This window comes from Shewanella sp. SM74 (assembly GCF_025653725.1).
In the GTDB taxonomy this organism is placed as follows: Bacteria; Pseudomonadota; Gammaproteobacteria; order Enterobacterales; family Shewanellaceae; genus Shewanella; species Shewanella oncorhynchi.
Window position 1 is genome coordinate 1 of the sequence record NZ_JAKKRZ010000021.1, and the last position, 26,753, is coordinate 26,753.

Annotated in this window: 26 protein-coding genes and 1 pseudogene; 13 read left to right on the plus strand and 14 right to left on the minus strand. The window is 43.6% G+C overall.

Annotated features, from left to right (window positions below; genetic code table 11):
• From L5M49_RS18415 to L5M49_RS25285, 5 genes and pseudogenes are all read right to left on the minus strand, one after another.
• Nucleotides 1-288 (minus strand): restriction endonuclease subunit S (locus tag L5M49_RS18415; RefSeq protein WP_263170121.1); only part of this gene is annotated, 288 nt, incomplete at its 3' end.
• 1 nt (nt 289) lies between these two features.
• Nucleotides 290-2,911 carry a type I restriction-modification system subunit M gene (locus L5M49_RS18420; protein WP_263170120.1) on the minus strand — a complete coding sequence of 874 codons (2,622 nt, stop codon included), beginning with the start codon at nt 2,909-2,911 and terminating at the stop codon, nt 290-292.
• Between the two features lie 7 nt (nt 2,912-2,918).
• Nucleotides 2,919-3,860, minus strand: a complete 942-nt coding sequence (locus L5M49_RS18425) for a nucleotidyl transferase AbiEii/AbiGii toxin family protein (protein ID WP_263170117.1) — start codon at nt 3,858-3,860, stop codon at nt 2,919-2,921.
• Nucleotides 3,857-4,267 (minus strand): DUF6088 family protein, encoded by a 411-nt coding sequence (locus tag L5M49_RS18430; protein ID WP_263170114.1) that lies wholly within the window; start codon nt 4,265-4,267, stop codon nt 3,857-3,859. Before L5M49_RS18430 ends, L5M49_RS18425 begins: the two co-directional genes overlap by 4 nt.
• A gap of 212 nt (nt 4,268-4,479) precedes the next feature.
• Nucleotides 4,480-4,671: pseudogene (locus L5M49_RS25285) on the minus strand (resolvase); the annotation flags it as partial.
• Nucleotides 4,672-4,914: 243 nt separating this feature from the next.
• On the opposite strand from L5M49_RS25285, the gene L5M49_RS18435 reads away from it, so the two are divergent.
• Both L5M49_RS18435 and L5M49_RS18440 read left to right on the plus strand, forming a co-directional pair.
• A complete protein-coding gene (locus L5M49_RS18435) occupies nt 4,915-5,172 on the plus strand; it encodes a hypothetical protein (RefSeq protein WP_218737364.1) in 258 nt (85 codons plus the stop codon).
• Nucleotides 5,173-5,200: 28 nt separating this feature from the next.
• Nucleotides 5,201-5,476, plus strand: coding sequence for a hypothetical protein (locus tag L5M49_RS18440; protein WP_259216134.1), 276 nt, complete (start codon nt 5,201-5,203; stop codon nt 5,474-5,476).
• A 3-nt stretch (nt 5,477-5,479) separates the two neighbouring features.
• Here the strand turns inward: L5M49_RS18440 and tnpA are convergent, their stop codons facing one another.
• A complete protein-coding gene (gene tnpA / locus L5M49_RS18445) occupies nt 5,480-5,896 on the minus strand; it encodes an IS200/IS605 family transposase (protein ID WP_037426855.1) in 417 nt (138 codons plus the stop codon).
• A 45-nt stretch (nt 5,897-5,941) separates the two neighbouring features.
• On the opposite strand from tnpA, the gene L5M49_RS18450 reads away from it, so the two are divergent.
• From L5M49_RS18450 to L5M49_RS18460, 3 genes are all read left to right on the plus strand, one after another.
• Nucleotides 5,942-7,147, plus strand: coding sequence for an RNA-guided endonuclease InsQ/TnpB family protein (locus L5M49_RS18450; protein WP_086904945.1), 1,206 nt, complete (start codon nt 5,942-5,944; stop codon nt 7,145-7,147).
• A gap of 203 nt (nt 7,148-7,350) precedes the next feature.
• On the plus strand, nt 7,351-7,662 hold the full coding sequence (locus tag L5M49_RS18455) for a helix-turn-helix domain-containing protein (protein WP_140906700.1): 312 nt from the start codon (nt 7,351-7,353) through the stop codon (nt 7,660-7,662).
• Between the two features lie 224 nt (nt 7,663-7,886).
• Nucleotides 7,887-8,144 (plus strand): hypothetical protein, encoded by a 258-nt coding sequence (locus L5M49_RS18460; protein ID WP_259216132.1) that lies wholly within the window; start codon nt 7,887-7,889, stop codon nt 8,142-8,144.
• A 679-nt stretch (nt 8,145-8,823) separates the two neighbouring features.
• On the opposite strand, the gene L5M49_RS18465 is transcribed toward L5M49_RS18460, so the two are convergent.
• The 5 genes from L5M49_RS18465 to L5M49_RS18485 all read right to left on the minus strand — a co-directional run bounded on the left by L5M49_RS18465 (nt 8,824) and on the right by L5M49_RS18485 (nt 11,662).
• Nucleotides 8,824-9,075 (minus strand): hypothetical protein, encoded by a 252-nt coding sequence (locus L5M49_RS18465; protein ID WP_259216131.1) that lies wholly within the window; start codon nt 9,073-9,075, stop codon nt 8,824-8,826.
• Between the two features lie 78 nt (nt 9,076-9,153).
• Nucleotides 9,154-9,555, minus strand: a complete 402-nt coding sequence (locus L5M49_RS18470; RefSeq protein ID WP_259216130.1) for a hypothetical protein — start codon at nt 9,553-9,555, stop codon at nt 9,154-9,156.
• Between the two features lie 150 nt (nt 9,556-9,705).
• Entirely contained in the window at nt 9,706-9,993 is a 288-nt protein-coding gene (locus L5M49_RS18475) for a hypothetical protein (protein ID WP_259216129.1), read from the minus strand.
• Nucleotides 9,994-10,495: 502 nt separating this feature from the next.
• Nucleotides 10,496-11,014 carry a single-stranded DNA-binding protein gene (locus L5M49_RS18480; protein WP_263148828.1) on the minus strand — a complete coding sequence of 173 codons (519 nt, stop codon included), beginning with the start codon at nt 11,012-11,014 and terminating at the stop codon, nt 10,496-10,498.
• A gap of 72 nt (nt 11,015-11,086) precedes the next feature.
• Nucleotides 11,087-11,662, minus strand: coding sequence for a hypothetical protein (locus L5M49_RS18485; protein WP_263177133.1), 576 nt, complete (start codon nt 11,660-11,662; stop codon nt 11,087-11,089).
• Nucleotides 11,663-12,314: 652 nt separating this feature from the next.
• Between L5M49_RS18485 and L5M49_RS18490 the strand changes: the two genes are divergently transcribed.
• The 3 genes from L5M49_RS18490 to L5M49_RS18500 all read left to right on the plus strand — a co-directional run bounded on the left by L5M49_RS18490 (nt 12,315) and on the right by L5M49_RS18500 (nt 16,668).
• Complete coding sequence (locus tag L5M49_RS18490; protein ID WP_259560892.1) at nt 12,315-13,481, plus strand: replication initiation protein; 1,167 nt, start codon at nt 12,315-12,317, stop codon at nt 13,479-13,481.
• 894 nt (nt 13,482-14,375) lie between these two features.
• Nucleotides 14,376-15,593, plus strand: a complete 1,218-nt coding sequence (locus tag L5M49_RS18495) for an AAA family ATPase (protein ID WP_259216125.1) — start codon at nt 14,376-14,378, stop codon at nt 15,591-15,593.
• A complete protein-coding gene (locus L5M49_RS18500; protein ID WP_259216124.1) occupies nt 15,583-16,668 on the plus strand; it encodes a hypothetical protein in 1,086 nt (361 codons plus the stop codon). Before L5M49_RS18495 ends, L5M49_RS18500 begins: the two co-directional genes overlap by 11 nt.
• Nucleotides 16,669-17,082: 414 nt before the next feature.
• On the opposite strand, the gene L5M49_RS18505 is transcribed toward L5M49_RS18500, so the two are convergent.
• Together L5M49_RS18505 and L5M49_RS18510 are read right to left on the minus strand one after the other, a co-directional pair.
• Entirely contained in the window at nt 17,083-17,430 is a 348-nt protein-coding gene (locus L5M49_RS18505) for a hypothetical protein (protein WP_259216123.1), read from the minus strand.
• Between the two features lie 14 nt (nt 17,431-17,444).
• Complete coding sequence (locus L5M49_RS18510; RefSeq protein WP_259216122.1) at nt 17,445-18,707, minus strand: PD-(D/E)XK nuclease-like domain-containing protein; 1,263 nt, start codon at nt 18,705-18,707, stop codon at nt 17,445-17,447.
• Between the two features lie 278 nt (nt 18,708-18,985).
• On the opposite strand from L5M49_RS18510, the gene L5M49_RS18515 reads away from it, so the two are divergent.
• The 3 genes from L5M49_RS18515 to L5M49_RS18525 are packed head-to-tail and all read left to right on the plus strand — an operon-like array spanning nt 18,986 to nt 23,247.
• On the plus strand, nt 18,986-19,813 hold the full coding sequence (locus L5M49_RS18515) for a hypothetical protein (RefSeq protein WP_259216120.1): 828 nt from the start codon (nt 18,986-18,988) through the stop codon (nt 19,811-19,813).
• Entirely contained in the window at nt 19,813-20,550 is a 738-nt protein-coding gene (locus tag L5M49_RS18520; RefSeq protein WP_259216118.1) for a TraV family lipoprotein, read from the plus strand. The genes L5M49_RS18515 and L5M49_RS18520 overlap by 1 nt, the downstream gene beginning before the upstream one ends.
• A gap of 12 nt (nt 20,551-20,562) precedes the next feature.
• Nucleotides 20,563-23,247 carry a TraC family protein gene (locus tag L5M49_RS18525; protein WP_259216117.1) on the plus strand — a complete coding sequence of 895 codons (2,685 nt, stop codon included), beginning with the start codon at nt 20,563-20,565 and terminating at the stop codon, nt 23,245-23,247.
• Nucleotides 23,248-23,277: 30 nt separating this feature from the next.
• On the opposite strand, the gene L5M49_RS18530 is transcribed toward L5M49_RS18525, so the two are convergent.
• Nucleotides 23,278-24,000 carry an HDOD domain-containing protein gene (locus L5M49_RS18530; RefSeq protein WP_259216116.1) on the minus strand — a complete coding sequence of 241 codons (723 nt, stop codon included), beginning with the start codon at nt 23,998-24,000 and terminating at the stop codon, nt 23,278-23,280.
• A gap of 161 nt (nt 24,001-24,161) precedes the next feature.
• Between L5M49_RS18530 and L5M49_RS18535 the strand changes: the two genes are divergently transcribed.
• Nucleotides 24,162-24,653, plus strand: a complete 492-nt coding sequence (locus tag L5M49_RS18535) for a hypothetical protein (protein ID WP_259216115.1) — start codon at nt 24,162-24,164, stop codon at nt 24,651-24,653.
• A 68-nt stretch (nt 24,654-24,721) separates the two neighbouring features.
• Nucleotides 24,722-26,716, plus strand: a complete 1,995-nt coding sequence (locus tag L5M49_RS18540; protein ID WP_263266613.1) for a helicase-related protein — start codon at nt 24,722-24,724, stop codon at nt 26,714-26,716.
• The last annotated feature ends 37 nt before the right edge of the window (nt 26,717-26,753 follow it).

Below are 26,753 nucleotides of genomic sequence, written 5' to 3' on the forward strand. Positions count from 1 at the left end.
AATATTACCTATAGTGCCAATCATCCCTATTAAAATGTCATTAACATCAACTTTAGAACGCTTATTTATTTCATCGAAATCGATTTTAGAAATGTATTGAACATCGTCATAATTGATGTACCCATTTTTAACATTTTTTGATGTAACCAAGGGAAATCCGTTTTGTTGGTACTTCGGTGATGCATGAGTACCATCCCTCACGTCGCAAATATCTTCTAAAACTTTCTCCTCCCACTCCCCACTAAACCCCTTAAAGCGAATCTCCGGCACTTTGTTTTTAACACTCATCTTATTCGCCTTTCAATAAGTTAGTGAGTTCACTCAAGCCTTGTAGGTCAAACTCATTTCCGGTAAGTTGGCCCATCATGTCGGCCAATTCTTGCTCGGTGGTCTCTATCTCATTCGCTACTTGCGAATAAGTCACCGCGTATTTATCGGCAAGGGCTTGCACTTTACTGGTGAGCTGAGTAATCACGGCGCTTGGCATGGCGGCGAGTTCAAGACTTAATGGCGCTATCCATTTTAAGTGCAGCAATTCGTTTACTTGATCAATGGTTAAGCCTTCGATAGTGGTTTTAGTTTTTAAGTGCAGGGCGATTTGGGCTTCCTTGACCGCTTTTTTCAGGGCTTTTTCTTCATCAATGAGTTTATTGGTCGCCATTATCTTGGCTTCGTAGCTTTCCTGCTCAAATTTAACTTTGCTGTCTTTCTGTTCTTTCAAGAAGGCTTTGGCCGCCTTGGCCACTTCGGCATTGGCAAAGCCGTCTTTGCTTTCTTTTACGGTGTCTTGCTCTTTGTCTTCTTCAGAAAGGGATTCGAGGATTTCTTCCAGCGTGCTGGCAATTTCGACAAGGCGGTTTTCTTGTTTATCCAATGCGGTTAAATCATCACTTAGGTGCGTTTGTTGTACTAAATCAAACGGCAATACATGGCCTTTGTAGCCGTCTTGTACTTCGGTGTCTTTACCGTCTTTTTTCTTGATAACAATATTTTGGTCAACTTGTTTCGTGGCGGCAAAGCCTTCGGTGTGCATCATCTCTAAATCGGCGCTAATCACTTGCCATTGGTTGTTTAAAAATTGGTAGGCTTGGTATTTGTCGATTAGGGCAATAGGTGCCAAACGGGTGAATAGCTCGGTACTTAATTCAGGCTCTTGCTGGTTGCGGTTAACACTTTCCCAGTTTTGGATCAGATGGGTGTGCAAGTAGTCATCAAAGCTGCTGTTGCCACTCACACCATGACTGCCGCCATCAAACGCTTGGTTGTAAGTGTTAATAAACTCGATGACTTGCGGGTGCTGGGTAATGGTGGCGTTGACCGCGTCTTTAGTAATGGCTAACTCGCTGTATGCGCTGGAGGTTGGCGTAAACAAAGCGGCGTGCAATTGTGGCAGGGTTTGCCAGTAGTGTTTTAGTTCGGCAATTTCGCTATTGGGAATGCCGCCTAGCATGGTGGCGCGTAAATCCCAGCTTGGCGTGGCCTTAGAGGAATCGACATAACGGGGTATGTTGAGATTGTAGCCGTTGTCGCGCAGGGTTTGTTTGCTGACCAGCTGCGAGAATGAATCGTTGTTTTCGCGGTGAATGACCGCATCCACAATGCGCTTGATGTCACTGGCTTGCAGTTTGTTGTTTTTGCCTTCTTTTAAAAAGTGTTTAGAGGCATCCACCACTAATACATCGGTATTTTGTCTTTTTTGTTTTAATACCAAAATCACGGTAGGAATACCGGTACCAAAAAAGATATTAGCGGGTAAGCCGATAATGGCATCAATATGATTTTGCTCAATGAGCTGGGTGCGAATTTTCCCTTCTTCACCACCACGAAACAGTACGCCGTGGGGCAATACAATGGTCATAATGCCATCGGGTTTTAGGTGGTAAAGGTCGTGCAGCAAAAAGGCAAAATCGGCTTTGGTTTTAGGCGCTAAGCCAAAACGGGAATAGCGCGGGTCGCTGTCTTTAAAGCTGGGGTCCCACTGTTGCGAATAAGGCGGGTTAGAGACGACCGCATCCACATACAGGGCGTGGTAAGAGCCTTGCGGGTCGTTTTCATCAAAATATGGCCAATCGTCTTCTAAGGTATCGCCATTACGGGTTTTGATGTTGCTAGCTTTAATCCCGCGCATGATGAGGTTCATACGGGTGAGGTTGTAGGTGTTGGCTTTTAGCTCTTGGGCATAATAGGTAATGCTGTCTTTACTTTTGGCGTATTTTTCGACCGCTTCACCAATGTTGATCAGTAGCGAGCCAGAGCCTGAGGTTGGGTCGTAAATTTCGATGGTGTCTTTGTGTTTTAATTCGTGGGCAATAATGTGCGACATCAGTACCGAGACTTCATGGGGCGTGTAAAACTCACCGGCTTTTTTACCGGCATTGGCGGCAAATTTTTCAATCAGGTATTCGTAAATGTAGCCCAGTACGTCATAGCCTTGCTGGCTATTCATGGGGATACTTTTGATGAGATGCAGTAAATCGCTGATGGCTTTAGTACGTTTGCCCGCGCTTTCACCGAGTTTACTTAGCCCCGTTTCTAGGGTGGCGAAAATGCCTTCAAACAATTTTTTGTGGGTAGGTGAAATTAAGCGACTAAAGGCCGAAAGTGCATCGCGCACGTTGGACTCGTCAAAGTCGAAGCTAGAGTCAACCCAGGTAGAAAACAAATTATCGTAAGCGATGAAATAGCCTAAGTTGTCTTGAATGTATTTGACCGTGTCGGCGTCTGCTTCGTTTAGGGCTTTAATGTCTTCAGGTGTCATTTCCTCTTTGGTGACAAACTGCACTAATTGGTCACTGAGGTATTTGTAAAAAATAAAGCCTAAGATGTAATCTTTGTATTCGTTAGCTTCGATTTTAGAACGCATCTGGTTGGCGGATTCCCAGATTTTGGCGGCTAGTTGTTGTTTGTTCATGTTTGCTCTAAATAGTCAGAATGAGTGAGGTCGCAATATGTTTAAAGGACATAAAGCACGTATCAAAATTGGGGGGTTGCGAGTTAAACACCATGGGTTTAACAAAATCATTAAAGCGTTGCCTGAAGAGTGGGTTGCTTTCTATCTCCTGTAAGCCAAGGCGTAACTCATTAGCTGGGTCCATGACGAATTCGGCATGTTGGTTGCCAAAGCGAGCAATATCTTCTGCTAATATGGCGAGAAAAAGGGGCGCAAGTAATTCATTATCAAGGGCCTGTGCTGCATGAATACAGTGTACGTCGTAAATATGTCTAACTAAGGTGACGTCATCGTTTCGGGCTGCATCACGCTTAACAGACATTGTGCGGCGTAACATGGAAAGCACTTTCTCTACCAAGGTGGTATTTACTGATACGCAGATGAATACGTTCACTTCTTGTGGCAGCTTATAAAGCTCTGCGACTAACGATTGGATGCCCCGCGTTTCCAGCGCAAGCAGTGGAATGGTTTCCATCAGTTCTAACTTGATGATTGGGCGTAGACAAGGAGCCTGGCTAAATTGTTGCGGATATTTAAGCTCATATTCCACATAGCGATATTCATCCTGAACTAATCTAGCTTCGATAGAAAATTTGTTCGATGCAATAATCGCTGTTTCAATTTGTACTGCTAACGCTTTACGATACTGTTTTTTCCTGCCGCGACTAAGGTGTTGAAATTGCGGCGTCGGGATCAGCTTTATGTCCACGTCTTCAGACATTCGAAGTATTTTAACATTGGACTTCGCCAGTGCGGTACCGCCGGAAAACACCATTTGATGAGTTTCAAACGTTAACTGTTCAAGCTCAGAAAGTAGAGCAACCACCCAATAATCTTTTTCAATAATGGCGGGGTTTCCGAGCGCTAATGCATCGGAAACCTCTAAGAACTGTTGTTTCAGTTTTTTCATGATCTACTTGCTGGCGTCAACAGTCTGTTACCAACAACCAATTTGCGATTGAACTGTTTTTGATCCCATGAGTAATGAACGGATGAGGGGATTTGGGTGTTTTTACCGGAAAGACTTTCTAAGGACAGATTATCTATCTCGAAATCGATGTCTTTCATTTTTAATATTTCACGCATAAGTGCATCGCTACCACCTGGACAGGTAGGCATTAAACGTCCTGTCAGACTATTTATTCGCGCTTTCGTGTATAAGCCATAGCCAAGCTTCATTATCTCGCCTCTATCCATTAACTGGTTAAGCGATCGGCCAATCTGGTCATAGCTAGCAATGCCGTCAAAGTCTTTGCGTTCGAAAACGTAGCGTCTAGAACGCTTTATCTTTTGAAAGATACTGTCAACAGCAGCCATTTAAACCTCCTTACTCTACAATAGCGCGAGTATAGCTTAACGTGAGGATAATAGGAATAAATGCGGCATTGCATCAAGATTTAATGCTGCAGCAGGATTTAATTAAGCTAATGATTGATAAGTTTTAATTTATATTAAATTGGTACCCACCTATATGCCTCTGCCATTCTCACCTAGTCTGCAATGCAACAGCGTTCATCCATGAAAATGAATTATTCCGACCCAAACTCGCTCAACTTGGCTACTTTAGCAATGGTAGAACGACTGCATTTAAGCAGACTCTGCACCTGTGGCGAGCTTTTCCCTTCATCGAGTAGTAACCGAATATTTTGCCTTAATCCATGGTCAGGCTGACGCCCAAGATACTTGCCTAAGGTTTTGGCCTTTTCGGTGCCTTGCGTTTGTCCATCTATCTATTAGATAACAATCTCACTTTCTGAGGATATTCATTACTAATGGTAATGCTAAAATCGAATTTTAGAGCCTAAGCACTAAATGATTTATGTCCAAAAGTGAGTTTGAAAATGATCAAACTTAATTATGAGAAACTGAAATTCGTCCTCAGATAAATTATCAAACAATAGCGGTATTACCGTTCATGACACCCATAATTTTTATCAAACTTTATTATGGTCGTACAGGTGTTAATGACTAACATCGATTGGCCATCCGGCGCGACATGTGCGACTCAGGAAGAGGACGGTGAAATCATTTTCTGGAAAGCCCCGGTGGAGACTGTATTGTCAGTGCGTGACGACGCTGAAAGCCGTGGTGATCTGCCATCTCTTCTCCATAAGGATATGGTACATAGCTGGTATCATAGGGATAGCGGCCATGACGATGATTTACCAGAGCTGGCGTGTGATTGGCGTACCGCGTTAGTCACCAAACCAGCTCGGTTCTAAGTTAAACGATGACAGAGATAGGCCAGAGATGAAAATCAGTAAGTTAGTTGAACATCAGTACCGTGCTAAGCCAAAACAGCTGGCGTTAAAACCGATCCTTCACCTCGTCTGCGTCTTAGAAGAAATCCTAGGAAATGCCAGTGCTGAGCAACTGCTGGCTATTATCAAAGACCATCAACAGCTAGTTGCGTTGCGTAAGCAATGCGCCACTCCGCACCACAACACGCTTGACGTTTATCGGATAGTGCGGAAAACCTCGCCGTTCAGGGCGAGGATGAATAGCGCAACGGCGAAGCCGTTCTGAGGGCTACGCCGGAGTTTGTTGCTGCTCAATATACTGCCGGATGATCTCAATTGGCGCACCACCACAGCTCCCCGCAAAATAACTGGGCGACCAGAGCGCACCTCCCCAGAGTTTCTTTTTGATCGAAGGGTAATTCTTTTTTCGGATCATCCGGCTGGATACACCTTTGAGACTGTTAACCAGATTCGACACGGCCACCTTCGGCGGGTAATTCACCAACAAATGCACATGGTCGTCTTCACCGTCGAACTCAACCAGCTCTGATTCAAAATCAAGACAGACCTTTTCAAAAAAGATTTTTAGATCATCCAGCACTTCTTTGGTAAAGACATTTCGTCGGTATTTTGTTACAAAGACCAAATGAACGTGCATTTTAAAAACACAATGCCTGCCATGCCTTAAATCGCTTTCAATTTCCATAGACCAATCTATAATTGAGTTGTATTGACACAGTATGAGCAAGCCATGCAACGACTGCAAGCCTACAAATTCGAACTGATTGTCACTGGAGAGCAGCAGCGTCAGATGCGCCGCTTCTCCGGTGCTTGTCGGTTTGTCTATAACAAGGCGCTGGCGTTGCAAAAAGAACGACATGAGCAGGGTGAAAAGAAACTATCGGCCTTTGAACTGAATAATCTGTTACCACAATGGAAAGCAGAGCCAGAAACAAAATGGCTGTCTGATTCACCTTCTCAAACGCTGCAACAGTCGCTGAAAGATTTAGATCGGGCGTACAAAAATTTCTTTGCCAAACGAGCAGACTTCCCGCGCTTCAAAAAGAAGGGTCAGTCAGATAGCTTTCGCTATCCACAAGGGGTGAAACTGGAGCAAGGCAATAATCGACTCTTCCTGCCCAAGCTCGGCTGGCTGCGTTACCGCAACAGTCGGACGGTGGAAGGTGAGATTAAAAACGTCACGGTCAGTCAGGTTTGTGGTAAGTGGTATGTATCGATCCAGACCGAGCGGGAAGTTGAAATTGCCGTGCATCAGGGCGATGCCATCGGCATTGACATGGGCATTGCCCGCTTTGCCACCCTGTCCGATGGCCGTTTCTACGCCCCGCTCAACAGTTTCAAACGGCACGAAACCGCTTTGCGCAAGGCGCAGCAGGCCATGAGCCGCAAGGTAAAATTCAGCAATAACTGGAAAAAGGCCAAAGCCAAAGTTCAGCGCATTCATTCCAATATCGGCAACAGCCGCCGTGACTACCTGCATAAAATATCAAACGACATTAGCAAAAACCACGCGATAGTCTGTATTGAAGATTTGCAGGTCAAAAACATGTCAAAATCAGCGGCAGGAACCGCCGAGCAACAGGGTAGGAATGTTAGGGCGAAGTCAGGCCTGAATAAAGCCATTCTTGATCAAGGCTGGTTTGAGTTCCGTCGCCAGCTCGATTACAAGCTGGCATGGAATGGCGGCCACCTGATCGCCGTTCCACCGAAAAACACCAGCCGGACGTGTCCGTGCTGTGGTCACATATCGAAGGATAACCGCGCCACGCAAGCTCGGTTTGCCTGTGTGGAATGTGGCTTTGAAGAAAACGCCGATGTCGTCGGCGCGATCAATGTATTAAGGGCGGGACACGCCCGATTAGCCTGTGAAGTGAGTGGTGCAACAATGCCGCCAGCAGCAGGAACCCACCGAAGCGAGTCCGGCGTTCGCGCCTAACCGCAGTAGGAATCCTCGTCGTTTACGGCGAGGAGGATGTCAATTCATAGACGGATGGCGAAAAAGCGATATCCCCAAAAGTGGAAAGGAAATACCTGACAAGCTATTAGAGATGTACAAGCTAATCGGGAACACGTTCCGTAGTTTCTCTGAGGATGATATTGCGAATAACATCTTAAGTGGTGAGTTAAGAGAGGTTCGAAATGACTGATGAACGCTTAGATAGAATGCACAAACTGGCTCAGCGTTTAGCTAAAAATGGCACGATGGATCAGCTAACCATGCGAAAAATCGATGCACTCGCGCTCAGCGCAAAGCTAGATGAAATGACAGCAGAGCGAATAAAGCATATTAGGGAGCGTGAGCACATTAGCCAAGGTGTCCTCGCTACGATTCTGAATATGAGCAATGAGAGCATTCAAAAATGGGAACAGGGAAAGTCTAAGCCACAGGGTGCCGCGTTAAGATTGCTTAACATGATTGATAAGAATGGCATTGAGTGTGTGCTTTCTTAAGAGACACAAGCCGCAGACGGAGCCGATGGTTCCGTTTTTTGCTTCTACCGTTCAAATTCCTGCAAATCTGCACCAAGCTAAATCACACCTAACAGCATGAATGTAAAGTGTTAACTTAAATATTTTCAGCTTAATTCCACCGAATCAAAGTTTGAATTTAGCCCTCCCTTACTTAAAATAATGTGACATAATTTACTATTAAATACCCCTACGAGAATTTGCGCATGGTTCAATCAAATCAACAGATAGAAACGATTTTAGCCGCATGGCTTAGCGTGGGGAATGAGTTCAATCCTCATAATAAATTGTATCGGCATCCTGAGTTTATCTTTAGAAAAGCCGGAGAGTGGAATGGATGGAATGATTTTTTTGGTCTGAGCCCCGATGCAGACACTTATGAGGAAAATGATCGAATAAATGAGTTAGAGAATCAGGCTTGGGAGTTATACAAAGAACGCTTTCATCAAGTGCGCCTTCCTTAATATATGTCCCCTGGGAGCGTTGCCGGGAACAACACATCTCCCATGTAAAGGCCTAACAGAGTTACGGACCTGGGGGAATCATGTCCCGGAGCTGAAGAAGTCCCGGACTAAAACACTCACATCTATGTCAGTGCTTAACACACATCTCAACGTCGCTTCATATCTATCCGGGCATTGGCCAAAATCAACAATTCCCATGTAATCGCCTAACAGAGTTGTCAGCCTGGGGGGAAAGCGTGTCCCGGAGCTGTCGTACTTGAGCCATCAGAAAAACATCAATCCCCGTTTGAGAGATTCCCTAGAAATTTGTGTCGTTTTGAATCTGTGAGAAGCTGCTAGAAACTCAAAGCAGGAGCGTACAAGATGACGATGAATATCCTAGGGACAGTAACAACGAGCGAAGGTGGCAGCACTCAATGCCTTAATCAATCCGGCAAGTGGGACTGTAGTTCTCTCTTTAATTGCTGTGATTGCGGCGTAAGCGACGGCGGCGCGGGTTGCGGTTGTCAATACTGTTTTAGCTGCAATGCTTGTGATCATTGCCTACAAGAAGAATGAATCGCTATGAGACCACTGTGTTATTCGGCAATAAGGGCGCGATTAAGCGCCTTTTTCCATGCTTAATGGCAATAAAAACCCGCACTAAGCGGGTATTAATTAGAAGGGACGCTCTTAGCCATTAGAGGTTTTCACGCGCCCAGTCGTAGGCTTGGCGATGATTGTCTAACGAGACTAGGCTGACTGCCAGCTCAACAAAGCCAGCCGCTCGAAGTGCTTCACATTGTTCAAGGTATTTGTCCATTTCGCTTGCGGCAGCAAGAAACGCATCCTCAATTTTTTCGTAGTCTGAAGAAGTGCAGTTGCTAACATCTGACTCGTCAGTGATTTCTTTAACAAACGCTTCTCTTGGGTCTACTGATTGAGTTTCCATCTATTTTTCCTCATTGGGTTATCTACTGTGAATAGGCTACCAATGATTGAATTTCTGGCAAATTTCAGATCTGGTGGATTAGACCTTCGGGAAAATATAGGTGCGTTCTATCTCGAAGCAGTGCAACGGTACTTTGTTAGCGCCGTACTCAGAATTAAAGTTGACCGTGGCTTCAAAATACCTGACGCGGGATACCCCAGCCTGCTTGTAAAAGTAATCAGCGGTTTGAGAGCGGTCATCGTTGTAGCCGCTCAACAAACTAAACTCTCGATGGATCCCCCCAAAAGCCTTCACGAAGGGATAGTACAATCTTGAGCGACTGCCATCATCAAAATCAGACTGATAACCGAGCTGTTTACCTACAGGCGAAGTCTCAGAGCAATCCAATTGGGTAAAGGATTTTTTCTGTTCTATTCCACCGTCTGCGTAAACACAGAGTGAACACGCTAGAGCTACTGAACACAAAAATCTGACTTTCATTTTAACCTTCCTTTTATCCACAATTTTTGTGAATAACGCTTGGATATGCTTAATACAAAATTAGGTTTCATCTGTTTCATCAGCAATTTAACACAAAATCCCCAGATAGAATCAAATCTATAGGGGCTAAATTACATCTTAGGCAGCTTCTTAGGTGCCTTGATGAAACAGAATATAGGCTGCGCCATTATCAATGGCCTCTAGGACCGCACCCCTGATTTCCTGCGGCACATCATCTATTGATACATCACCATCTTCATCGGAAATGCAGCAGGTGTTCACAACGAACTCCCAAATGCCGCAGTTATCCGCGTCATGGTTCTTGCGATGCGTATACGTCGCGATTTCTTCAATCCATGCCCAGACAGGCGTTTGCTCTGGCGTATCGTATTCAACGTATTCAGCCACATTGATGTCAGCAATATTCAGTATTTCCACTACCCTTTCCTCTCAGAATTATCGAGCCATTTGACTCATGCTCATTAACTCATATTGGGAAATTCACGCAAAAATTCGGGGTTCCCAGGCACGAATCAACTTACTCTGTTAACCTATTACTTTAATATTTTTTCGGTCACCATATATGGTTGTAAATTACGCACAAAAAACCGCTCATTGGGAGCGGAAACTCACTTGCGTGGATTGCGCCTGCAAGAGAGACTGTGATGGCCAGTGATAACATCTTGTATTTCACAGAAACATCCTTATATAGCACTATTGAAAAATTTAAGATTAATGTTTGCGGATAACATCGATTTCTTTCGAGCAAGCATAAATTCGCTTTGCCTTTCTCCCGAATCCATTAAACCCATATTTGAAAATATTTTGGCTCCGACTTATTGGGATCGGCCAGTTAAAGGCATGGCGCCGCAGGCTTTATGAGCCCCAGTGGACAGAACAAAAGCCGCTAAAAAGCGGCCATTTGAATAATCCCTACGAGTTATCGACGATAGTTATAATTCTGTTTCTGTGTATTTTGTGGGTAACCGCCCTGTGGTTGAGGCTGGTAACCGCCCTGTTGCTGTTGCTGTTGCTGTTGCTGTGGAGCATTTTGCTGGTAACCTTGCTGCTGCGGGGCATTTTGCTGGTAACCAGAGCTTTGGCCAGCACTGTCCTTTTGTGAGCTACCTAAAAGCTGTACCTGACCATCAAAGTCCACGACTACCTCTGTTGTGTAACGGTCTTGGCCGTTAGCATCTTTATATTTACGAGTCTTTTGCTTGCCTTCAATATAGACCTGACGGCCTTTACCACCGTATTGATTAATAATCTCTGCCAGCTTGCCCCAGACAACAATCTTGTGCCAATCGGTCACCTCTTGCTGAATACCCGCTTGGTCTTTCCAAGTGTCACTCGTGGCCACACTGAAATTTGCTACGCTTGAACCACTAGGAAGTGTTTTAAAATCAATATCCTGACCGATATTACCAACGATGATAACTTTATTAACTGAACCCATTTAGCTCTCTCCAAAGAAGTAATTAACGAGTATATTAAAACACAGACTCATAATCGCACAAATTTTGTATATTTAAATATTACTTGCCACCAGTTCCACACAGAACGTTGATACCGCCCTACCTACTCGCTTAGAAATCGCTTTCATTAGCAGAGTAATCTGCACGTATGCGGCAATTAGCTTGCTACGGCTCGGATCTTCTAGTCGTATCCAAAGAGAATGAAATGGATCGTTTACGTTGTTGCTTAGACAACCGTTGGCCAGCTGTAACAGATAACCCTGCACGTCCAGCCCAGTACCGGACTTCAATGACGAATACGATTTCACAGTTAATGGCTGACGATCACCAGCATGGATACACAAGCGGAAATCCTGCTTGTCGTGAGTAAGCACTGCATCGGCACCATAGAAACTAAATGCTTTACCAATTGGGTCGAGATTGCCGCTCGAAATCTCTGAATAGACAGCGTGAACAAACAACGCCTTTTGAGCGGGAGTAATATCCGGCGTTGGCTGCTCGCAAACTCTGGCACCGTGGTTAATTAACGTGTCAAACAATGAAAGCAGACTGTGTAAGGCGTTAACTTCGTTATCGGGCCACAACGAAGACAGTAAATCGGTTAACTGACTAGAGCTGGATAGTTTCATGAATGCCTCGCAATCAGGGAAAGATGGCCCGATATTCGCACCTGAATCAATTCACGCAAATTTGCTATCCCCTCCCCTGCCACGATTCACCGCAGAATTTCAATATAAATACCGTGTGACCACCAGAGTTTACTCGTCTACTCATAGATTTTTCTCGTCTGCTCTGGAGTGGCTTTCACAGTTTGATGCTAGAAATCAATACTGATACACAAATATATAGATCAAAATCTATCTGCTCCAGAAAATTACATTTAAAATCAGCAACTAACGCAAATTACAAATCATTTTTCCTCCTTGAAAAAATCTGAATCAAAAACTTAACAAAATTGCGCAAAAAAAATACAGATTTTTAATTGAAAGATCCTGTTGTTCAGCATGGAAAATAAATATATATAGAACAGCAGTTTACACTTGAATGACGAATTTTAATCACATTTTAAGACGAGTAAACTATATGGATTACACGAATAAAATATTGGTGTATTACGAGTAAAATATTGTGCAAACACGAAAACAATATTGAGAAACACGAATAAAATATAGGAGTCAACTTGTAAAAATTGGTAGGACACGAAAAAAATATGGAGTAAACACGAAAAAAATATGGAATAGCTATTTGGTGACCGTTATATTGATGCTACGGGAGGATGCCATGACAGATAAAACAAACAACACGCAGATTCAAAATGGTTCAGATGGGGTAACAACAACATCGAAAAAGGTCAAAACTGACAAATTTGATGTTCATCCTGAAGCGCAGCTGCCTCAGACTTATAGAAAGAACCACAATTTAATCTACAGTCGCATTTCAATGACGACTCATGAGCAAAATCTACTAGCTCTATTTCTGATCCAGATGCAAAAGACAGAATGGAAAGAAGATACCCAGCTCGAAATTTCTATCCCAGCTTCAAGATTGGCTGATTGGCTGGAAGTCGAATCCAAAAGCCTAGCTGCAACAATTAAACCTGTGGCACTTCGGCTTCAGAAACGAACTGTTCTAGCAGAGCACCCAACAACTCATGAATTTGAATCATCCGTGCTTTTTCCTACAGTGAAATACGCTCGAGGAAAGTTAACAATGGTTCCAAACTATGATTTGAGAGATTTCTTCCACGATGCTTCTAAGGGTTATGCTTCGGTCAACGTAGCAAGATTCCTACGACTGCGAGGTAAATACTCTAAACCGATGTATGACCTATTATCTCGGTTCAAAACACCTGACAAGCAGTTGTATAAAACAGACGTTATAACGCTCAAAGGTGTTTTCGGGTTAGTTGACGACAAAGATAACTATCTTCCAGGCAAGAAAACGATGAAGGACACATCGGTGTTCGTTAATCAGGCACTTGTAAAGTCGATTGAAGAAATAGAAGAAGCCTGTGGTGACGAATTGATGTTTTTCAACACAGATGCGTCGGGCAAAAAACGTCATGGCATTATCGAAAATAAAACTGGCAACAAAATCACGAGCATCGAGTTCGAGTACCTTTGGATAGATCAATTCATTAAATTGCATCCAATGGATCTCGAGGCGGCAGCGGAAGTCGCAATGAATGCAGAAAATCGCCTCCGTTTGAAGAAAGAAAAGATTACACAGGAAGAGACCGAGCAGCTGGCCGTCGCATACTACGTACTTTCAACACACTATGAAAAATACAGACCCCGCTGTAGAGAGTTATTTTACGATATCTACAAACACTACCGAAAAATTTCAATTGAAAAAGCGGAAAACTATACAGAATCGGAACGGCCCAAACTAAAGAGTTCAGCCCTCGATAAATTAGACTTCTTGTTAAACGTCGAAACCGACAAATAACTCCTCCCCTATCACTCCCTAGATCTATTCCAGTAGTTTACTCAATTGCGAGTAAACTACTGGGTTGCACACGAATAAAATACACAGAAAGTCACGAGTAAACTGCTGGTATATACACTAGCAAACTACATGAGTATTTAGTCAAAAATCTTAAAACCTATGTATCAAGGACTTACATTGAAAATATTACGAGTAAACTACATGTCTCGACACGTATAAACTCTATGAGTCACACGAATAAACTAATTGTTTAAGTACAAAGTTTATTCAATTTAGGGAGTCAACCCTATTTTTAGTACAATAAATAAGCTAATTTTTAGGTTGTGGATAAGTACACTAATAAACTCTATGGGTAACACGAGTAAAATCAGGGTATTACACGAGTAGACTCAAGTTTGATCACGAATTAGATCTGGGTGTAAAACGAGTTAGATCTGGGTAATCGACGAGTTAGATCTAGGAGTAAAGCGAAAAAACTATTTAAAAAACTATCTTAAGTTGCTGAAAAATTAAGGTAATACTTTCCTTATAGATCTTTATATCTTTCATAGTTCTTAATAAAAAGATCATATTTTTTTATAATCCCAAGCAAATAGATCGTTTATTTGATCTTCTTAAGATCAAAAGCATCAACCCCCTCATTAAGACCTGAACCAATGCACTAATGGGCATTACGATCATTTTAGACAATATCACTAAAAAACCCCCTACTAATCATAATGAAAATCTCTCTGGGATTATTCAGTGGATTTATCTCATGCAGTCAAAAACTAGCTACAAGGTGCGGAAAATAACTCACTCAATATGAGGTGTGTATTTTTACGCACTTACTATTGAAATCCACACCTTTTAGCAGTAGTCTTATACGCAATTGATAAATGGAGTTAAATTTCGATGAATGATCACTTCAGAGACAAAATGCAAATCACTGCTGACAGAGCACGTAAAATGCTCAATACAATGTCAGACTCTATTTCTAAGCACAAAATCGAATTTGGTTTAGACACCTTTCACCAGCGTTACTCAAAAGGCGCATTAGCCAACTTGAGAGGCCTTACACGTAAAATCGTGGAAAAGTCGATTAATGAGATGGAAGCTGCCGGTTACAAATTCGATAAAAAACTAAACGGTAGTGTTGAGGTTTATGATCTCACTGTTGAACAGGTAATCGATATTTACAAGCATCGTGGACACAAAGCGTTAAGAGAAAAATTTGAACGCGGCTATGTAGTATTCCTTTGTAACCTCAAAGGCGGTGTAAGTAAGACAGTTTCTACAGTGAACATTGCCCAAGCGTTACGTTGCCACTCTGAAATGATCCAGCATGACTTAAAAGTGTTAGTGCTGGACATTGATCCTCAAAGCTCAGCCAGTATGTTCATGAGCCATAAAAACTCTATTGGCACTATTGATAACACAGTTGTACAAGCGGTGTTTCAAGACCTGACCCGTGAAGAGCTATTAGATGAGTTTGTCATACCTACTCAAGTTCCAGGTGTAGACATCATACCTTCAAGCATCGCAGATGCGTTTATTGCTTCACAATGGGAAGCTCTATGCGTTCAGCGTTTTGGTTCGGATATTAATCCGTTTGAGGCTTTATCTCGCAACGTGTGTGAAAAGCTGATCAACGATTACGATTTTATCTTTATCGACTGCGGCCCACACTTAGACTCACTTTTAAAAAGCGCATTGTGTGCAGCTGACGTCTTAGTTACTCCGTTACCACCATCAACTGTCGATTTGCATTCAACATTGCAATATGTGACTCGTATTCCTGAAATGCTAGATCATTTAGAAGCAGAAGGCGCAGCAACAAATCTAAAAGGCCATTTGGCATTTATGTCTAAGTATTCGCAGAGCGAACAGGATATTAACAGCTCAATGATTGCTAACGCTGTTTTTGCTGAAGACATGATGATGGCTAGCATTCCTGAATTATCTGCTTTCAAGCGTTGTGCAGAAACATTTGATACCGTTGTGTCAGTACATCCTGGTAGCTACACAGGGGACTCAAAAGCCCTTAAAAAAGCTAGAGAGTCACTAGACCAATTTACCTTGGCGCTATTCCAACACATTTCAAGAATTAGAGGATCAGAATATGGTTTCTAATCCTAAAGAAGCACGTAAACGCGTACCCTTCGGAAGATCCTTAATTGACTCTGCTGGTTTAAATAGCCAATTACATCCAGAATCTGCTGAGTCTGCACTCGTTGCTAATACTGATGTACGGAACGAATCAGCCGCTGCAATTAAAATTAAATTGTCCAGTGGTCGTACTCTTACATTCACTCGTAAGCACTTAACGGCAGAAGAACTCAAAACAAAGTCTTTTGTACACCCATTTAACCCGCGTCCCGCTGCCGATGTAACTCCAAATTCATTGCTGCTCATCCGTGAAACAATAGCAAAAGTGCAATTTTCAGATGCATTGGCAACACGAGATTCTACTGGCTATCACTTGTTTGATGGTCAGCGCCGCCGCATGGCAGCAATCTTAGAGGGTTCCGGTCTAAATGTGCTGTTTACTGATTTTGAGCTCACGGAAGAAGAAGTTCACGAAATCGTTAAATACGTCCAAACCTCAGAAAAGTACAGTTACCGAGATGCTGGTTTTCAGATGAAAAAAGCACTCGCTAAAAACGAGATTGAGATTGCTAACAATGACGAAAAAGAAAAGCCTCAAAAACTCTCCCTAAGAGATCTAGCTGTTCAATTCGACGTTTCTTATTCGTATGTAACGAGAGCGCTGAAGGCCACAGAAATTCCAGATGAAATTATTGAGTTGTTCCCCTGCCCTTCTGCTTTAAGTTCGACACAGATTATGGCTCTTTATGACATTACTCAAAAGCATCAACTTTCCGTTTTATTGAACGAGCATTTACTATCGGCAATAGAAAACATTCGCATAGATGCAAATGAAAGCGGAACATCGGTAGCGGGATTATTCGATGTTGATGGCCTGAAAAACAGTCAGATACTGAAGGTGTTTGAAGATTTCGATAAGCAATTAAAACCCAAGAAGTTGGCAAATGATAAAATTGCAGAGGGTAATGACCGCAATCGTTGGGCTAGATTATCTACTCAAAACCGAAAGACAAAGGTGGAAGTGACAAGGTTGTCGGAGCAAGAGATTGAGAAGCTAAAACAATTCTTAATTGATTTAGTAGAAGCTAAAAACCAGTAGTAAAAAGAAACTGACAGGCCGACCGCCAAGCCTGACCTGTCATGCACCAACAAACATACTTATTCGGAGTATTTATGTCAGCAGAAGTGATGTTAACACTAGCCACGGCCTTAAACAACGCGATTACCAATAAACAACCATTCAGACTTCCTGCAATGAAGTTCTATGAACTGGCGGAACTTAATCGTTGTTGCGCGAAATTGAGACAGAGGGCCCATTAAGAAAATGAAGCCAGCAGTGATGCTGGTTTTTTTGAGTGATTCGGTGGAATCAAGCGTTAAAATATTGGATATATATTTTAAAAACAACAACTTAAGAGATTTTTAGTTTGGTGCGTTTTTTAGATAGAACCTAAATATCTGCACCAAGCAGCCTAGCGCGTAAGGTGTTGATAGTAATATGTATTTTAATTTTTTATATCAGTGATTCCACCGAATCAAGCCCGAGTTTTCTGCCCAGCCCTGGTATAGTGTTAAGCTCTAACTGATTTCGTTCCGCCCAGTCCCGCAATATTTCAATCAATGCTGGATTGTTTAGCTTAAACGCTGCTGCATAAGCCTCCCCTTTTAGCACAAACCCGTTTGCTCCGGCATCTAGTATCGCCTTAGCAATCTCAGGCTGATTTGAAGTAATTGCCGCACGCAGCAAAACACCATTCCTAAAGTTCAATAGATTACCCGTGAGCCCTGCTGAGATGTACTTGGCCACCAAGTGAGGTTTTTTATCGTAAATGGCCTTAAGTGCTTTGAGTTGCAGATTCATGTTCCTTCTCCTCCCTATCGAGTTGCAGCCAGAGAAGATTTACGTCTTGCCAATTTGATAACAGACTTGCCTTGTTCGGTGTAGCCTCGGTACTCGTTTTTCTTAATGCTATTTTTCATATTCTCAAGAATTATTGGCAGATCTTGCTCAGCGATAGTCCAATCATCATCGTGAAGCTCAAACACTTCACAAATTGCACAATCTCCCGTTTCTACGGTAATGAGTGGGAATAGACGCTCTGCATACTCGGTTTCTTTCAAATGTGGCTTAATCACTTTTAAGTAAAACACAGCTTGCAAATCGTAGCGTAAGTCTGCGAACTGGTAGGCAGCTAATGCTGGGTTAGCACTGCGCGTGGTTTTCAAATCGCAAGGAACAATGAATTTTTTTACGGCAGTTAACCAATCCACTTTACACTTAAGCATCAATCCGGTCTCAGGATCTCTTGTAAAGAATGCGACCTCCGCCATACCGTTTTTACGATTTAAAAATTTGTTCGCGTGAGCGTTGCGTTCAATGGCTTGATTGAGTCCGATAACACTATCAAACATCTCCTTTGACACTGGCAGCTTAAGCGCCTTAAGCGCGATGTGTTGATTATCCTGAAGTAATTTAATGATTGCAGCACAGGTCACCGTAGACTGAAGTTCGGTATCGCATAACGCAAAACACTCGTCACCAATATTCGCTTTTATCCACTCCAATTGACGAGACTCGAACGGTTTTTGCGGAGCGTTGGCTTGCTCAAGACGTTTGATTAATTCGGCAATGGTGCCGCTGGTTGTTAGTTTGTTGGCTGTGCAGGCATCTTTAAGCTCGGTTAATGATTTTGGATCATCTGGGAATTGCTCTGAGTCGAGCAGAGCAAATCTGCGAGCATTAAATACATCGGCTCCCTCTAGTGTTAATTCATGGCTTAGAACACCGGACTCGCGGGATTTAGCGCTGAAATTTTTACCTTTACCGTTGATATACGCTTGTTCGTATTTCATTGGGCTATCTGCATAGCACTTAACCTGACTTGAGCTAATGGCATCTAATGAGTGATACACATCGTTTGGAATATCTGAGTAAACACCTTCGATAAGTTCACCGGTGTCAGATAAGAATTGTGCTTTGCCGTCCACATAACCAGGCTTGACTAAATGCGTCAGGCTTGCGGGGATGATGCTTGAGGTTTGCTGGCTGGTGATGGTAACCGTGCTCACGCTGGCAGGATCAAAAAATGCGTTCATAGCAGAATTTAACGCATCTAAATCAAAATCAAATGAACTCATGATACTCACTCCAAAAATCTAAATCTTCAATTGCAACCATCATTACACGGCTTCCAAATGAGGCAAATTTTTAGAAATGGAGCAAAAAAATGCCCGCAAGAGCGGGCTATTGGAGTGAGCTTTTAGCTAATAGCTATAAGTTCTAGTTGTTTTAATAATGACTGCATCATACCAATCAAATTTTATTGCGCAAGAAATTCACGAAAAATGACTTGAAAATTGACTTGTGGATGCAAAACTGCTGAAATGCACAACACACTTTTTGGATTGTAAGCGCTATGAGTATCAAGAAAAGGATAACCAAAATTGCGTTAGCAGTATCGCTTGGTTTGTGTCATCCGCTGGCTATGGCCAACAGTGGCTTAGATGCTTTGTTAGAGGCTAACAAATCAGCTAAGCAGTCACAAACACAACCAGAGAAAATGCCGGAAGGAGAGGGTAAGGAGCTTATCAAGAATGCTTTCTCGATGTTAAACGACATCGTATGGTCTCAAGCGCTTCCCGTGAAAGGTATGGTGATGATGGTCTCTCGAGATGGTACTCAAGTGCTCGCCTCCACGGATGGAAGGATTCTCGTTAAAGGCGGCGAGGTATTCGATGGCTGGAACCGTTCACCTATAGCAACTGAAGCCAACGCAAAGGCGGCATGGCTTGCCAAGATTGATAAGGTCTTAGGGGTTTCTGTGAAGGATATGGCTGCATATTACATTGGTGATTTAGCAAAAACAGAGCCCGATCTAGTTGTATTTGTAGATCCTTTATCGAAGTTAAACGCTGACCTATTTAACAAGCTCCTTTCGATTAAAGGTAAGCAAATCGCGTTACTGCTTACCCCAATAGTGAATGGTAAAGAGGCTGCGATCAGAGCTAGGGAGCTGTGGTGCGCCAAAGACCAAAGTGAATCCCTACGATTGCTAGTTAACAGTGATTTCACCACAGCCCCAGAAACCCTCGAAAACTGCGACATTAAAAAGCTATCCACCACGATTGGGGTTACTCAATTTCTACAGATCCGTCGTTTACCCTATTTCGTTAACGGACACGGACTGCACAACGTCGGATTACCCGATTCATTAACTGATTTCATTTCCCAAACGGAGAAATAATGATTACTCGAGCATTAAAATTAGGCATGGTCGCAGTTAGTTTGGCAACTCTTTTTGGATGTCAGTCGATGTTCGAAACGGGTGAAGAACCTACGGTTTGTGTGAACACTCAAAACAGCGGATTACCCTGTACCACCACTAGAGAAATTCTGAAACTGGCTGATACACCAGGCGGCATTGAGGCAGAAAAAGCGCGGCGAGCAGCTGCAAGCGATGAAGATTGCCCTGACTGTAACGTACCTAAGAAGTCAGTGGCTACCTCCGGCGCAATGGCCAATCAATCCGGCTATGGCTTGGACGCTAACGGCCAACCAATTACCCTGAATGACGTCAGTAATGCTTACATGTTTAGGGCTGATAACAACCGTGCATTACCCGCACCAGAGCCTATCGCTGTTCGACAGGCGCCCAAAATGCTTCGTGTTGCATTTGCTCCATGGCAAGACGACAAAGGCCGTTTACAGAACGTCGGTTATGTCTATACCGAAATTGAAACCCGTAAATACACCTATGGCCGTGAAGCATTCAACATGCCTGCTCAAATCACTCCGCTTTATATTCGTCAGCAATCCATTGAAGAAGAGCGAAGGGGTAACCCAAGCGAAATTAACGGAGTTGGCATTAAGACAGGTAAACCTGGGCGTAATAATTTCAATGCTGATCTAGAAGCGGCAAAGGCCACTTTGGACCAAGCGCCAAAAGCAGTTCAAGAAGCGTTACGCGCTAACGGCAATTAACACGGGTGCGAAATGACAACTGTAAATAACTGGAAAAATAGTCAAGGCATTGAGAAATATTCCTCAATCATCCCAATCTTAGATGAATTTGTGAGTGAGGAAGGGGAGCATCTTGGTTACATCTTAGAAGGGGGTTACCTTGGCGTAACGTGGCTATGTCCACCGTCAGGTGGTTATGGTGCAAATACGATTTCCACGCTGGATTCGATTTTCAAAAAAGTCTATCCAGAAGGGACTGTGCTGCAATTCTCGCTAGTGGCTTCAGACGACTTAGTAACAGTGTTAGACAATTACCGACATTGCCGTGGCAAGCGTAATCGGTTCGATACGGTCATTGATAATGACAATATGACCGAATACATGGTTGATTATTATAAAGCGCTTGCTGATACCTCAATCCCTTCGCGAGATATGGAAGGTGTACCGCTTCGCAACTTCGAGGTATGGGCCTCAATCAAGGTGCCTATCAAGAAAGCCATGCCGACTACAGAGGAAGTCGAAGATTTTGTAGATATGGCTAACAACCATGAAGCGTCATTACAACAAATCTTTGGTGTAGCGACCAAAATGCAACCTGAGATCCTAATTAACCGATTGCAGATGATCCACAACCCATCCCCGAATGCAGTTTGGCGCCGTGGAATTAAAGTAGATGGTAGACAAGGCTGTTACCGTTCTACTCAGCCCATCCGTGCGCAGTTGCTTGAACCTGGCACTGAGGTCAAAGTCGATGGTTCTGATTATATGGCGATTAAAGCGGAAGATGGTTCTACACGATTTATTCAAAGTGTGAGCATTAAAGAGTTCCCAGATTCCATTTACCAAGGCACGTTACATTTAATGACTGGCGATTGGTTGAAAGGGGATGATGGCGCTATTCCCGGCAATTTCATGATCAACCTTGTTGTTGAAATGAGCCCTAAGAAAGTCGCTAAGGATTACTCCAAGCGCCGCCTAATGGCCAAACAGATAGGTGAAGGTCCGTGGGCTCGTTGGATTTCGTCTTTGAAATACGGCCTGCAAGATTTTGAATACTACGAGCATTATCTAGAGCGAGAAAAGGCTCAGCATTGCCGCTTTCATTTAAACTTTCAAATGTGGGGACCGACTTTAAAGTCAGTTAAGAACTGCACTAAAAAACTAATCACGCGCATGGAAGGCTTTAGTTGGTCAGCTGGCGTGGATAGCTTGATTGGCCGTTTCACTTGGCTAAATGGTCTGCCAATGTGTACCTCAAGTGAAGTCAGTAGTTTCATTGAACGCTTTGACTTTCTCCCTAGTAACTTGGTCAAGTTCTTCGTTCCTATGGTGGCATCGTGGCCAGGAAACGCAGTGCGACACCCTGTGCTGACATACATTGCCCGTGATGGTCAGTTAATCACCTTTGACCCATTAAAGTCAGACTCCAATTACAACATCTTTATAACCGCAACCTCTGGCGCTGGGAAGTCGGTCTCTGCTAACTATTTGATTGAAGGTCTACTTTCAACCGGAGAAAACCGTTATCCAGATGCACTTGGTAATATCCACGGTGATCCTGATGGTGGCCGCGTATTCATCATCGACTCAGGTCGCTCATACGTTAAAACAACAGAGTTGTACGCAGGACAGTTCGTAGAGGTTATTCCGGACAACCGCTTTGCGTTTAACCTATGTCCTTTTAAGAGTATCGACGAATCTCAAAAAGATACTGATGAAGGCGTTGTAGATAGTGACGCTAACAACTATTTAGGCGCTCAAGGTGAAATGCTGTTGAACATCCTGAAGTTGATGGCTTTCCCACTTGGAGACTGTAACAGCTATCAATACTCTGCAATGTCAGTATTGCTCATGCAACTGTGGAACGAGAAGGGTAGGGAAACCAGTATTGACGATTTCGCTGATGCTTGTGCTAAACATCCCCGAGAAGAAGTTCAACAAATCAGCGACCAATTGACTCCTTGGTGTTACTTACGCGGTGGCCAAAACAGTTGGATGTTCAACCCTAGCAAGCCGCCCATTCAGTTTGAGAAGGATTTAGTGGTGTTAGAGCTAGACGGACTTAACGGTTCAGACCAGCTCAAAGCGGTGTGTATCATGCTGTGTATTCAACGTATTCAGCAGGAAATGTTTAGGCATGATCAACTGCATATTGTGAAAGCCTTTATTCTCGATGAAGCGTGGGAGTTCTTAAAGGAAAACAAGGGTGTAGATGAGCAGACCCGTCAGGTTCTTCAAACTCTGGCAAAATTCCTCGAATCTGGTTGGCGTCGTTTCCGTAAGTACAACAGCCTGGGTGTGTGTATTTCGCAATCGATGAAGGATGCCAACGAGTCGCCTGCGGGTATCGCGATGGCCAGTAACTCGGCTCACTTATTCTACCTCATGCAAAACGGTGAGGAACTGGCCCGACTCAATAAAGAGGGTAAGTTCATTGAGCAGGATTACCTTTTACTGAGGAATATCAAGACGGTTAGGCCGTTTTTCAGTGAAGTTCTGTTATGCAGTGGCGGCACAAAATCTGTAGGCAGGCTATATCTGCCAAGGGCTAAAGCACTGACTTACTCTACCGCTCCAGACGAGAAAAAACAGATTGAAATCATGATGAAAGACAAGGGGGTCGATATGTTTACCGCTTGCCAGATGATTGCTGAAAGGGAAGGAAAAGATCTAGTCGGGACATGGCGACGTCGATTCGACGCCAAAAATGAATCTTAGGCCTGCTGCTCGCAGGCCTCGCGTTCTTACTTAAAAGAATTGATTAGCGTTGATACTGGAAACAACTTCTTCAAGCTGTCTCTCAGGGAGGCTCGAATCTACCCCAGGGAAGGGGGATAACAGATGTTTATGGGCAACAGCGGAAATCGCTAATGTGATACTCGAATGTTCATTGGCAAGATACAGCTCTATTGCTTGCAGTGTTTCTTCGGGGAATGACCAGTGTCGAATGAACACAGGAAGTAGTTCTTGGTTGAGTGCTGTGCATTCACCAATTGTGACATTAATACCCATGTGATCAGCGTAACCAGCTACCAGCATAGCTCCACCGAATAACGCAATGCCTGTGATATACGAACTGGGTTTGCGCTGAATGTAGTCGAGTGCGATGGCGGTGTCGATTGAATAGTTTATGAGTTGAGTACTGACGTCATAAGCGGAGCTAGGCAACAGTTGTCTTAGCATGTAGGTAATGATCAGATTGACACTTCTGAGCGTTCCTAGTTTGGTGATTGCACGTTTTAAATCATCAAAGTTTTTAATGACGGGTAATGCAGCTGAATTGGCTACACGAAGGAACAACGCAGCGAGAGCAGCATCATTACCCACAAGTCGGTAAAGTTCATTAATGGGATCGTCGTGCTTCAAAATTTCCCTGATCTCCGGTACGGGGACATTTTTGATAAGTAAATCAAACTGAGCGCTTTGGGTTGCGTCAGTTATTGATTTAGCCGATATGGTGTAGTTAGCCATAAATCATCCATTAATTAACCGCTTAGACGCTTAGACGCTTAGACGCTTAGACGCTTAGACTGAAGAGTATCATGAAACACCTGTTGAGTGTAATCGTACATCAGTATCTATGCCGTACAAAAAAATTAATTAGTATAAACTACTTTAACTATGGGGGTCGCATGTTGAGAAATATAAATTGTATGGTGTTAGGTTTGATGTTGGCTGTTTTTTATTCGTTCACGGCGCCAGCATTCGCATCACCCGCGCCTAATGAGGCTGAAAGCTGTGCTGTTGCTATGGCCCAGTTTCGCTATTACGCACATGGTTATGAGACTGGGGCTAAATGGATCCCAGGCAGTTTAGAGGCACCTAAGTACGCTGAAAGCGAAGTCAATCCAGAAGGGGTGATTATTGATTATTATATTGCTAAAGAGTACACCGAGGGTAGCAATCAGATCCCTGTTGAAATTACTCGTCGATTAATTCACACGGCATATAACAACTATCAATCGGGTCATAGCGCATCGTTTGGGAGCTACTGGACGTTGGCCTCGTGTATGGGGGTTATTAATAAGCCAATCGAGTTCCTAGGACGCTGTGACGAAAGAGAAGCGCAGCCGACGAAAAGGGGATTCCAAGAATTCGTGCAGTGTGCTAGTCCCAACAGCTAATTCTCAAAATTTGCCTCAATCAAGAAGCGTGATCTAATGGAGACATAGAACACGAATCGGATTGGGGCATGACAGACACGTCTTTAGAGCAATTATCCAAGTTTGGCATAACTGAGTTATGGCAAGTTGGACTTGTAATGCCTCTGCAATACAAAGATTTACGCCTTGTTCAATATGACTTGAATCCCTATCAAGGCTTCTCTGGGATGACGCTTTTCGGCGGTCATATTCACTCCGTATCTGACATCAAGTTAGGACGCACTAAAAAACGCAGTCCCTTCATCATTGTTGAGCTGACAGACCAACAGGGGTTCCGACTGAAAACCTTCGTTTACGACACAGCTGAAAACCTAAAATCGTTGAGCAACGGGCTCGCGATGGCTAATCAGCATCACCCTATCTATGTCTATGGCTTACCGGAATATCAAAACCAACAACTGATTTTAAAAAATCAGGAGTTTATTGCCCCCGATGATTTAGGGCGGTTGCATGTGTGCTATGAACTGGCCAAGGGAAGGAGCAAAGCGGAACCCAAGGTAATCGATTTCCTCAGCCGCTTACTGTCAGAACGTGATGTTATCAAGGAGTGTGCTGACAAGATTAGAGAGCTGCTTTCAGCTACCGCTGTAAGTAACAAACGACTAAAGCAATTTCTGGGTGCAGCCCCGAGTGACAACATCGAGCAGATGTTACAGGAGATCCATTTCCCCGATTGTGTTCAACGAGGTTACGCACGGATTCGGCAAGTTAGTAAGTTAGCAGCAGTCCTCATTGGTGCAGAGGCAAAGAAATTGGCGTCACAGTGGGGAGTAAAGCGTGTCCCGTTGCAGTTTGAGTCAGAGGCGATAGATAACCGCATTAAATCGTTACCATTCCAAATGACCGAGGAACAAAAATCCGCGGCATTAAGTATGGTCGCGCAAATGACCACGGCAGTATCTCAACACATGATGTTAATTGGTGACGTTGGCACCGGAAAAAGCTGTGTGATTGGCACCTGTGCCGCCTCAGTTGTGGATGCTGGTGGGCGAGTGGCCATTATGCTGCCTACTTCGAATTTAGCGCGTCAGTTACATCGAGAGTTCTCTGAGTATTACCCTGACATCAGCCCGACGTTAGTCATTGAAGGGGAGATCATTGAAGAGATTTCCCAATGTCGAATGTTGATTGGTACAACGGCGATTATACACAAACAGTGGCCATTCACATTTGATCTGGCCGTCGTGGATGAGCAGCACAAGTTTTCAGTAGAACAGCGTGAGCTTTTTTGCGCTGACGGGGCGCATTTACTGGAATCGACAGCAACCCCAGTACCGCGAACAGCGGCTTTGCTGAAACATGGAGTGCTGAAGGTATACGAGCTAAAGCATTGCTTCGTAGATAAGCGTATTGAGAGTCGTTTGTTAGAGCATTACGTAGGTCGAGACTTGGCAATAAGAGCGTTAAAAACGCTTCAAAGCGGCCAAAAGTTATTGATCGTTTGCGCCCTTAAAGATGAAAGCAAGTGTGAGGCATTTGCGGATATTCAGAATGCGACAGAGGCATACGAGAAATGGTGCCGATTCATCCATAGTAATCGTCACGTCCTGCCGGATGGTAGCGGGGTAGTTCTGGCGCATGGAGGGCTAACAAACGAAGAAAATGCTGCGGCAATCGATGCGCTCAATACGGGTGATGCAAACGTGCTGGTAGCGACGACATTAGTTGAAACTGGGCTGACGATTAAAGGGTTAACCCACTGCATTGTGATGAATCCAGACAGGCTAGGTCTCGTCCAACTCCATCAGCTTAGAGGGCGCTTAGCAAGGCACGGAGGGGTAGGGTACTTTGATTTACTGTTACCCCTTGAAATAAGCCCAAAATCAAAGGATAGGCTTGAATTAATTTCTCAAATTTCACATGGCGTGACGCTAGCGATTGAGGACATGAAACTGAGAGGATTTGGCGATTTAACCAAATCAGGTCGCTCGCAAACGGGAGTTAATCAGCGATATTTGTTCGGTTACAAAATCAATCTTGATGATTTAAACGATGCAATTGAGTTGATTGATACCTCAAGTTAGGTCAGAATCAACACAATTTTATTAACTCAAGAGCTTT

What these genes read in the sequence shown, in the direction of transcription:
- L5M49_RS18420 (WP_263170120.1), bottom strand. Translation starts at nt 2,911, where the DNA reads ATGAACAAACAACAACTAGCCGCCAAAATCTGGGAATCCGCCAACCAG.
- L5M49_RS18425 (WP_263170117.1), bottom strand. Translation starts at nt 3,860, where the DNA reads ATGAAAAAACTGAAACAACAGTTCTTAGAGGTTTCCGATGCATTAGCG.
- L5M49_RS18430 (WP_263170114.1), bottom strand. Translation starts at nt 4,267, where the DNA reads ATGGCTGCTGTTGACAGTATCTTTCAAAAGATAAAGCGTTCTAGACGC.
- L5M49_RS18435 (WP_218737364.1), top strand. Translation starts at nt 4,915, where the DNA reads ATGACTAACATCGATTGGCCATCCGGCGCGACATGTGCGACTCAGGAA.
- L5M49_RS18440 (WP_259216134.1), top strand. Translation starts at nt 5,201, where the DNA reads ATGAAAATCAGTAAGTTAGTTGAACATCAGTACCGTGCTAAGCCAAAA.
- tnpA (WP_037426855.1), bottom strand. Translation starts at nt 5,896, where the DNA reads ATGGAAATTGAAAGCGATTTAAGGCATGGCAGGCATTGTGTTTTTAAA.
- L5M49_RS18450 (WP_086904945.1), top strand. Translation starts at nt 5,942, where the DNA reads ATGCAACGACTGCAAGCCTACAAATTCGAACTGATTGTCACTGGAGAG.
- L5M49_RS18455 (WP_140906700.1), top strand. Translation starts at nt 7,351, where the DNA reads ATGACTGATGAACGCTTAGATAGAATGCACAAACTGGCTCAGCGTTTA.
- L5M49_RS18460 (WP_259216132.1), top strand. Translation starts at nt 7,887, where the DNA reads ATGGTTCAATCAAATCAACAGATAGAAACGATTTTAGCCGCATGGCTT.
- L5M49_RS18465 (WP_259216131.1), bottom strand. Translation starts at nt 9,075, where the DNA reads ATGGAAACTCAATCAGTAGACCCAAGAGAAGCGTTTGTTAAAGAAATC.
- L5M49_RS18470 (WP_259216130.1), bottom strand. Translation starts at nt 9,555, where the DNA reads ATGAAAGTCAGATTTTTGTGTTCAGTAGCTCTAGCGTGTTCACTCTGT.
- L5M49_RS18480 (WP_263148828.1), bottom strand. Translation starts at nt 11,014, where the DNA reads ATGGGTTCAGTTAATAAAGTTATCATCGTTGGTAATATCGGTCAGGAT.
- L5M49_RS18485 (WP_263177133.1), bottom strand. Translation starts at nt 11,662, where the DNA reads ATGAAACTATCCAGCTCTAGTCAGTTAACCGATTTACTGTCTTCGTTG.
- L5M49_RS18490 (WP_259560892.1), top strand. Translation starts at nt 12,315, where the DNA reads ATGACAGATAAAACAAACAACACGCAGATTCAAAATGGTTCAGATGGG.
- L5M49_RS18495 (WP_259216125.1), top strand. Translation starts at nt 14,376, where the DNA reads ATGAATGATCACTTCAGAGACAAAATGCAAATCACTGCTGACAGAGCA.
- L5M49_RS18500 (WP_259216124.1), top strand. Translation starts at nt 15,583, where the DNA reads ATGGTTTCTAATCCTAAAGAAGCACGTAAACGCGTACCCTTCGGAAGA.
- L5M49_RS18505 (WP_259216123.1), bottom strand. Translation starts at nt 17,430, where the DNA reads ATGAATCTGCAACTCAAAGCACTTAAGGCCATTTACGATAAAAAACCT.
- L5M49_RS18510 (WP_259216122.1), bottom strand. Translation starts at nt 18,707, where the DNA reads ATGAGTTCATTTGATTTTGATTTAGATGCGTTAAATTCTGCTATGAAC.
- L5M49_RS18515 (WP_259216120.1), top strand. Translation starts at nt 18,986, where the DNA reads ATGAGTATCAAGAAAAGGATAACCAAAATTGCGTTAGCAGTATCGCTT.
- L5M49_RS18520 (WP_259216118.1), top strand. Translation starts at nt 19,813, where the DNA reads ATGATTACTCGAGCATTAAAATTAGGCATGGTCGCAGTTAGTTTGGCA.
- L5M49_RS18525 (WP_259216117.1), top strand. Translation starts at nt 20,563, where the DNA reads ATGACAACTGTAAATAACTGGAAAAATAGTCAAGGCATTGAGAAATAT.
- L5M49_RS18530 (WP_259216116.1), bottom strand. Translation starts at nt 24,000, where the DNA reads ATGGCTAACTACACCATATCGGCTAAATCAATAACTGACGCAACCCAA.
- L5M49_RS18535 (WP_259216115.1), top strand. Translation starts at nt 24,162, where the DNA reads ATGTTGAGAAATATAAATTGTATGGTGTTAGGTTTGATGTTGGCTGTT.
- L5M49_RS18540 (WP_263266613.1), top strand. Translation starts at nt 24,722, where the DNA reads ATGACAGACACGTCTTTAGAGCAATTATCCAAGTTTGGCATAACTGAG.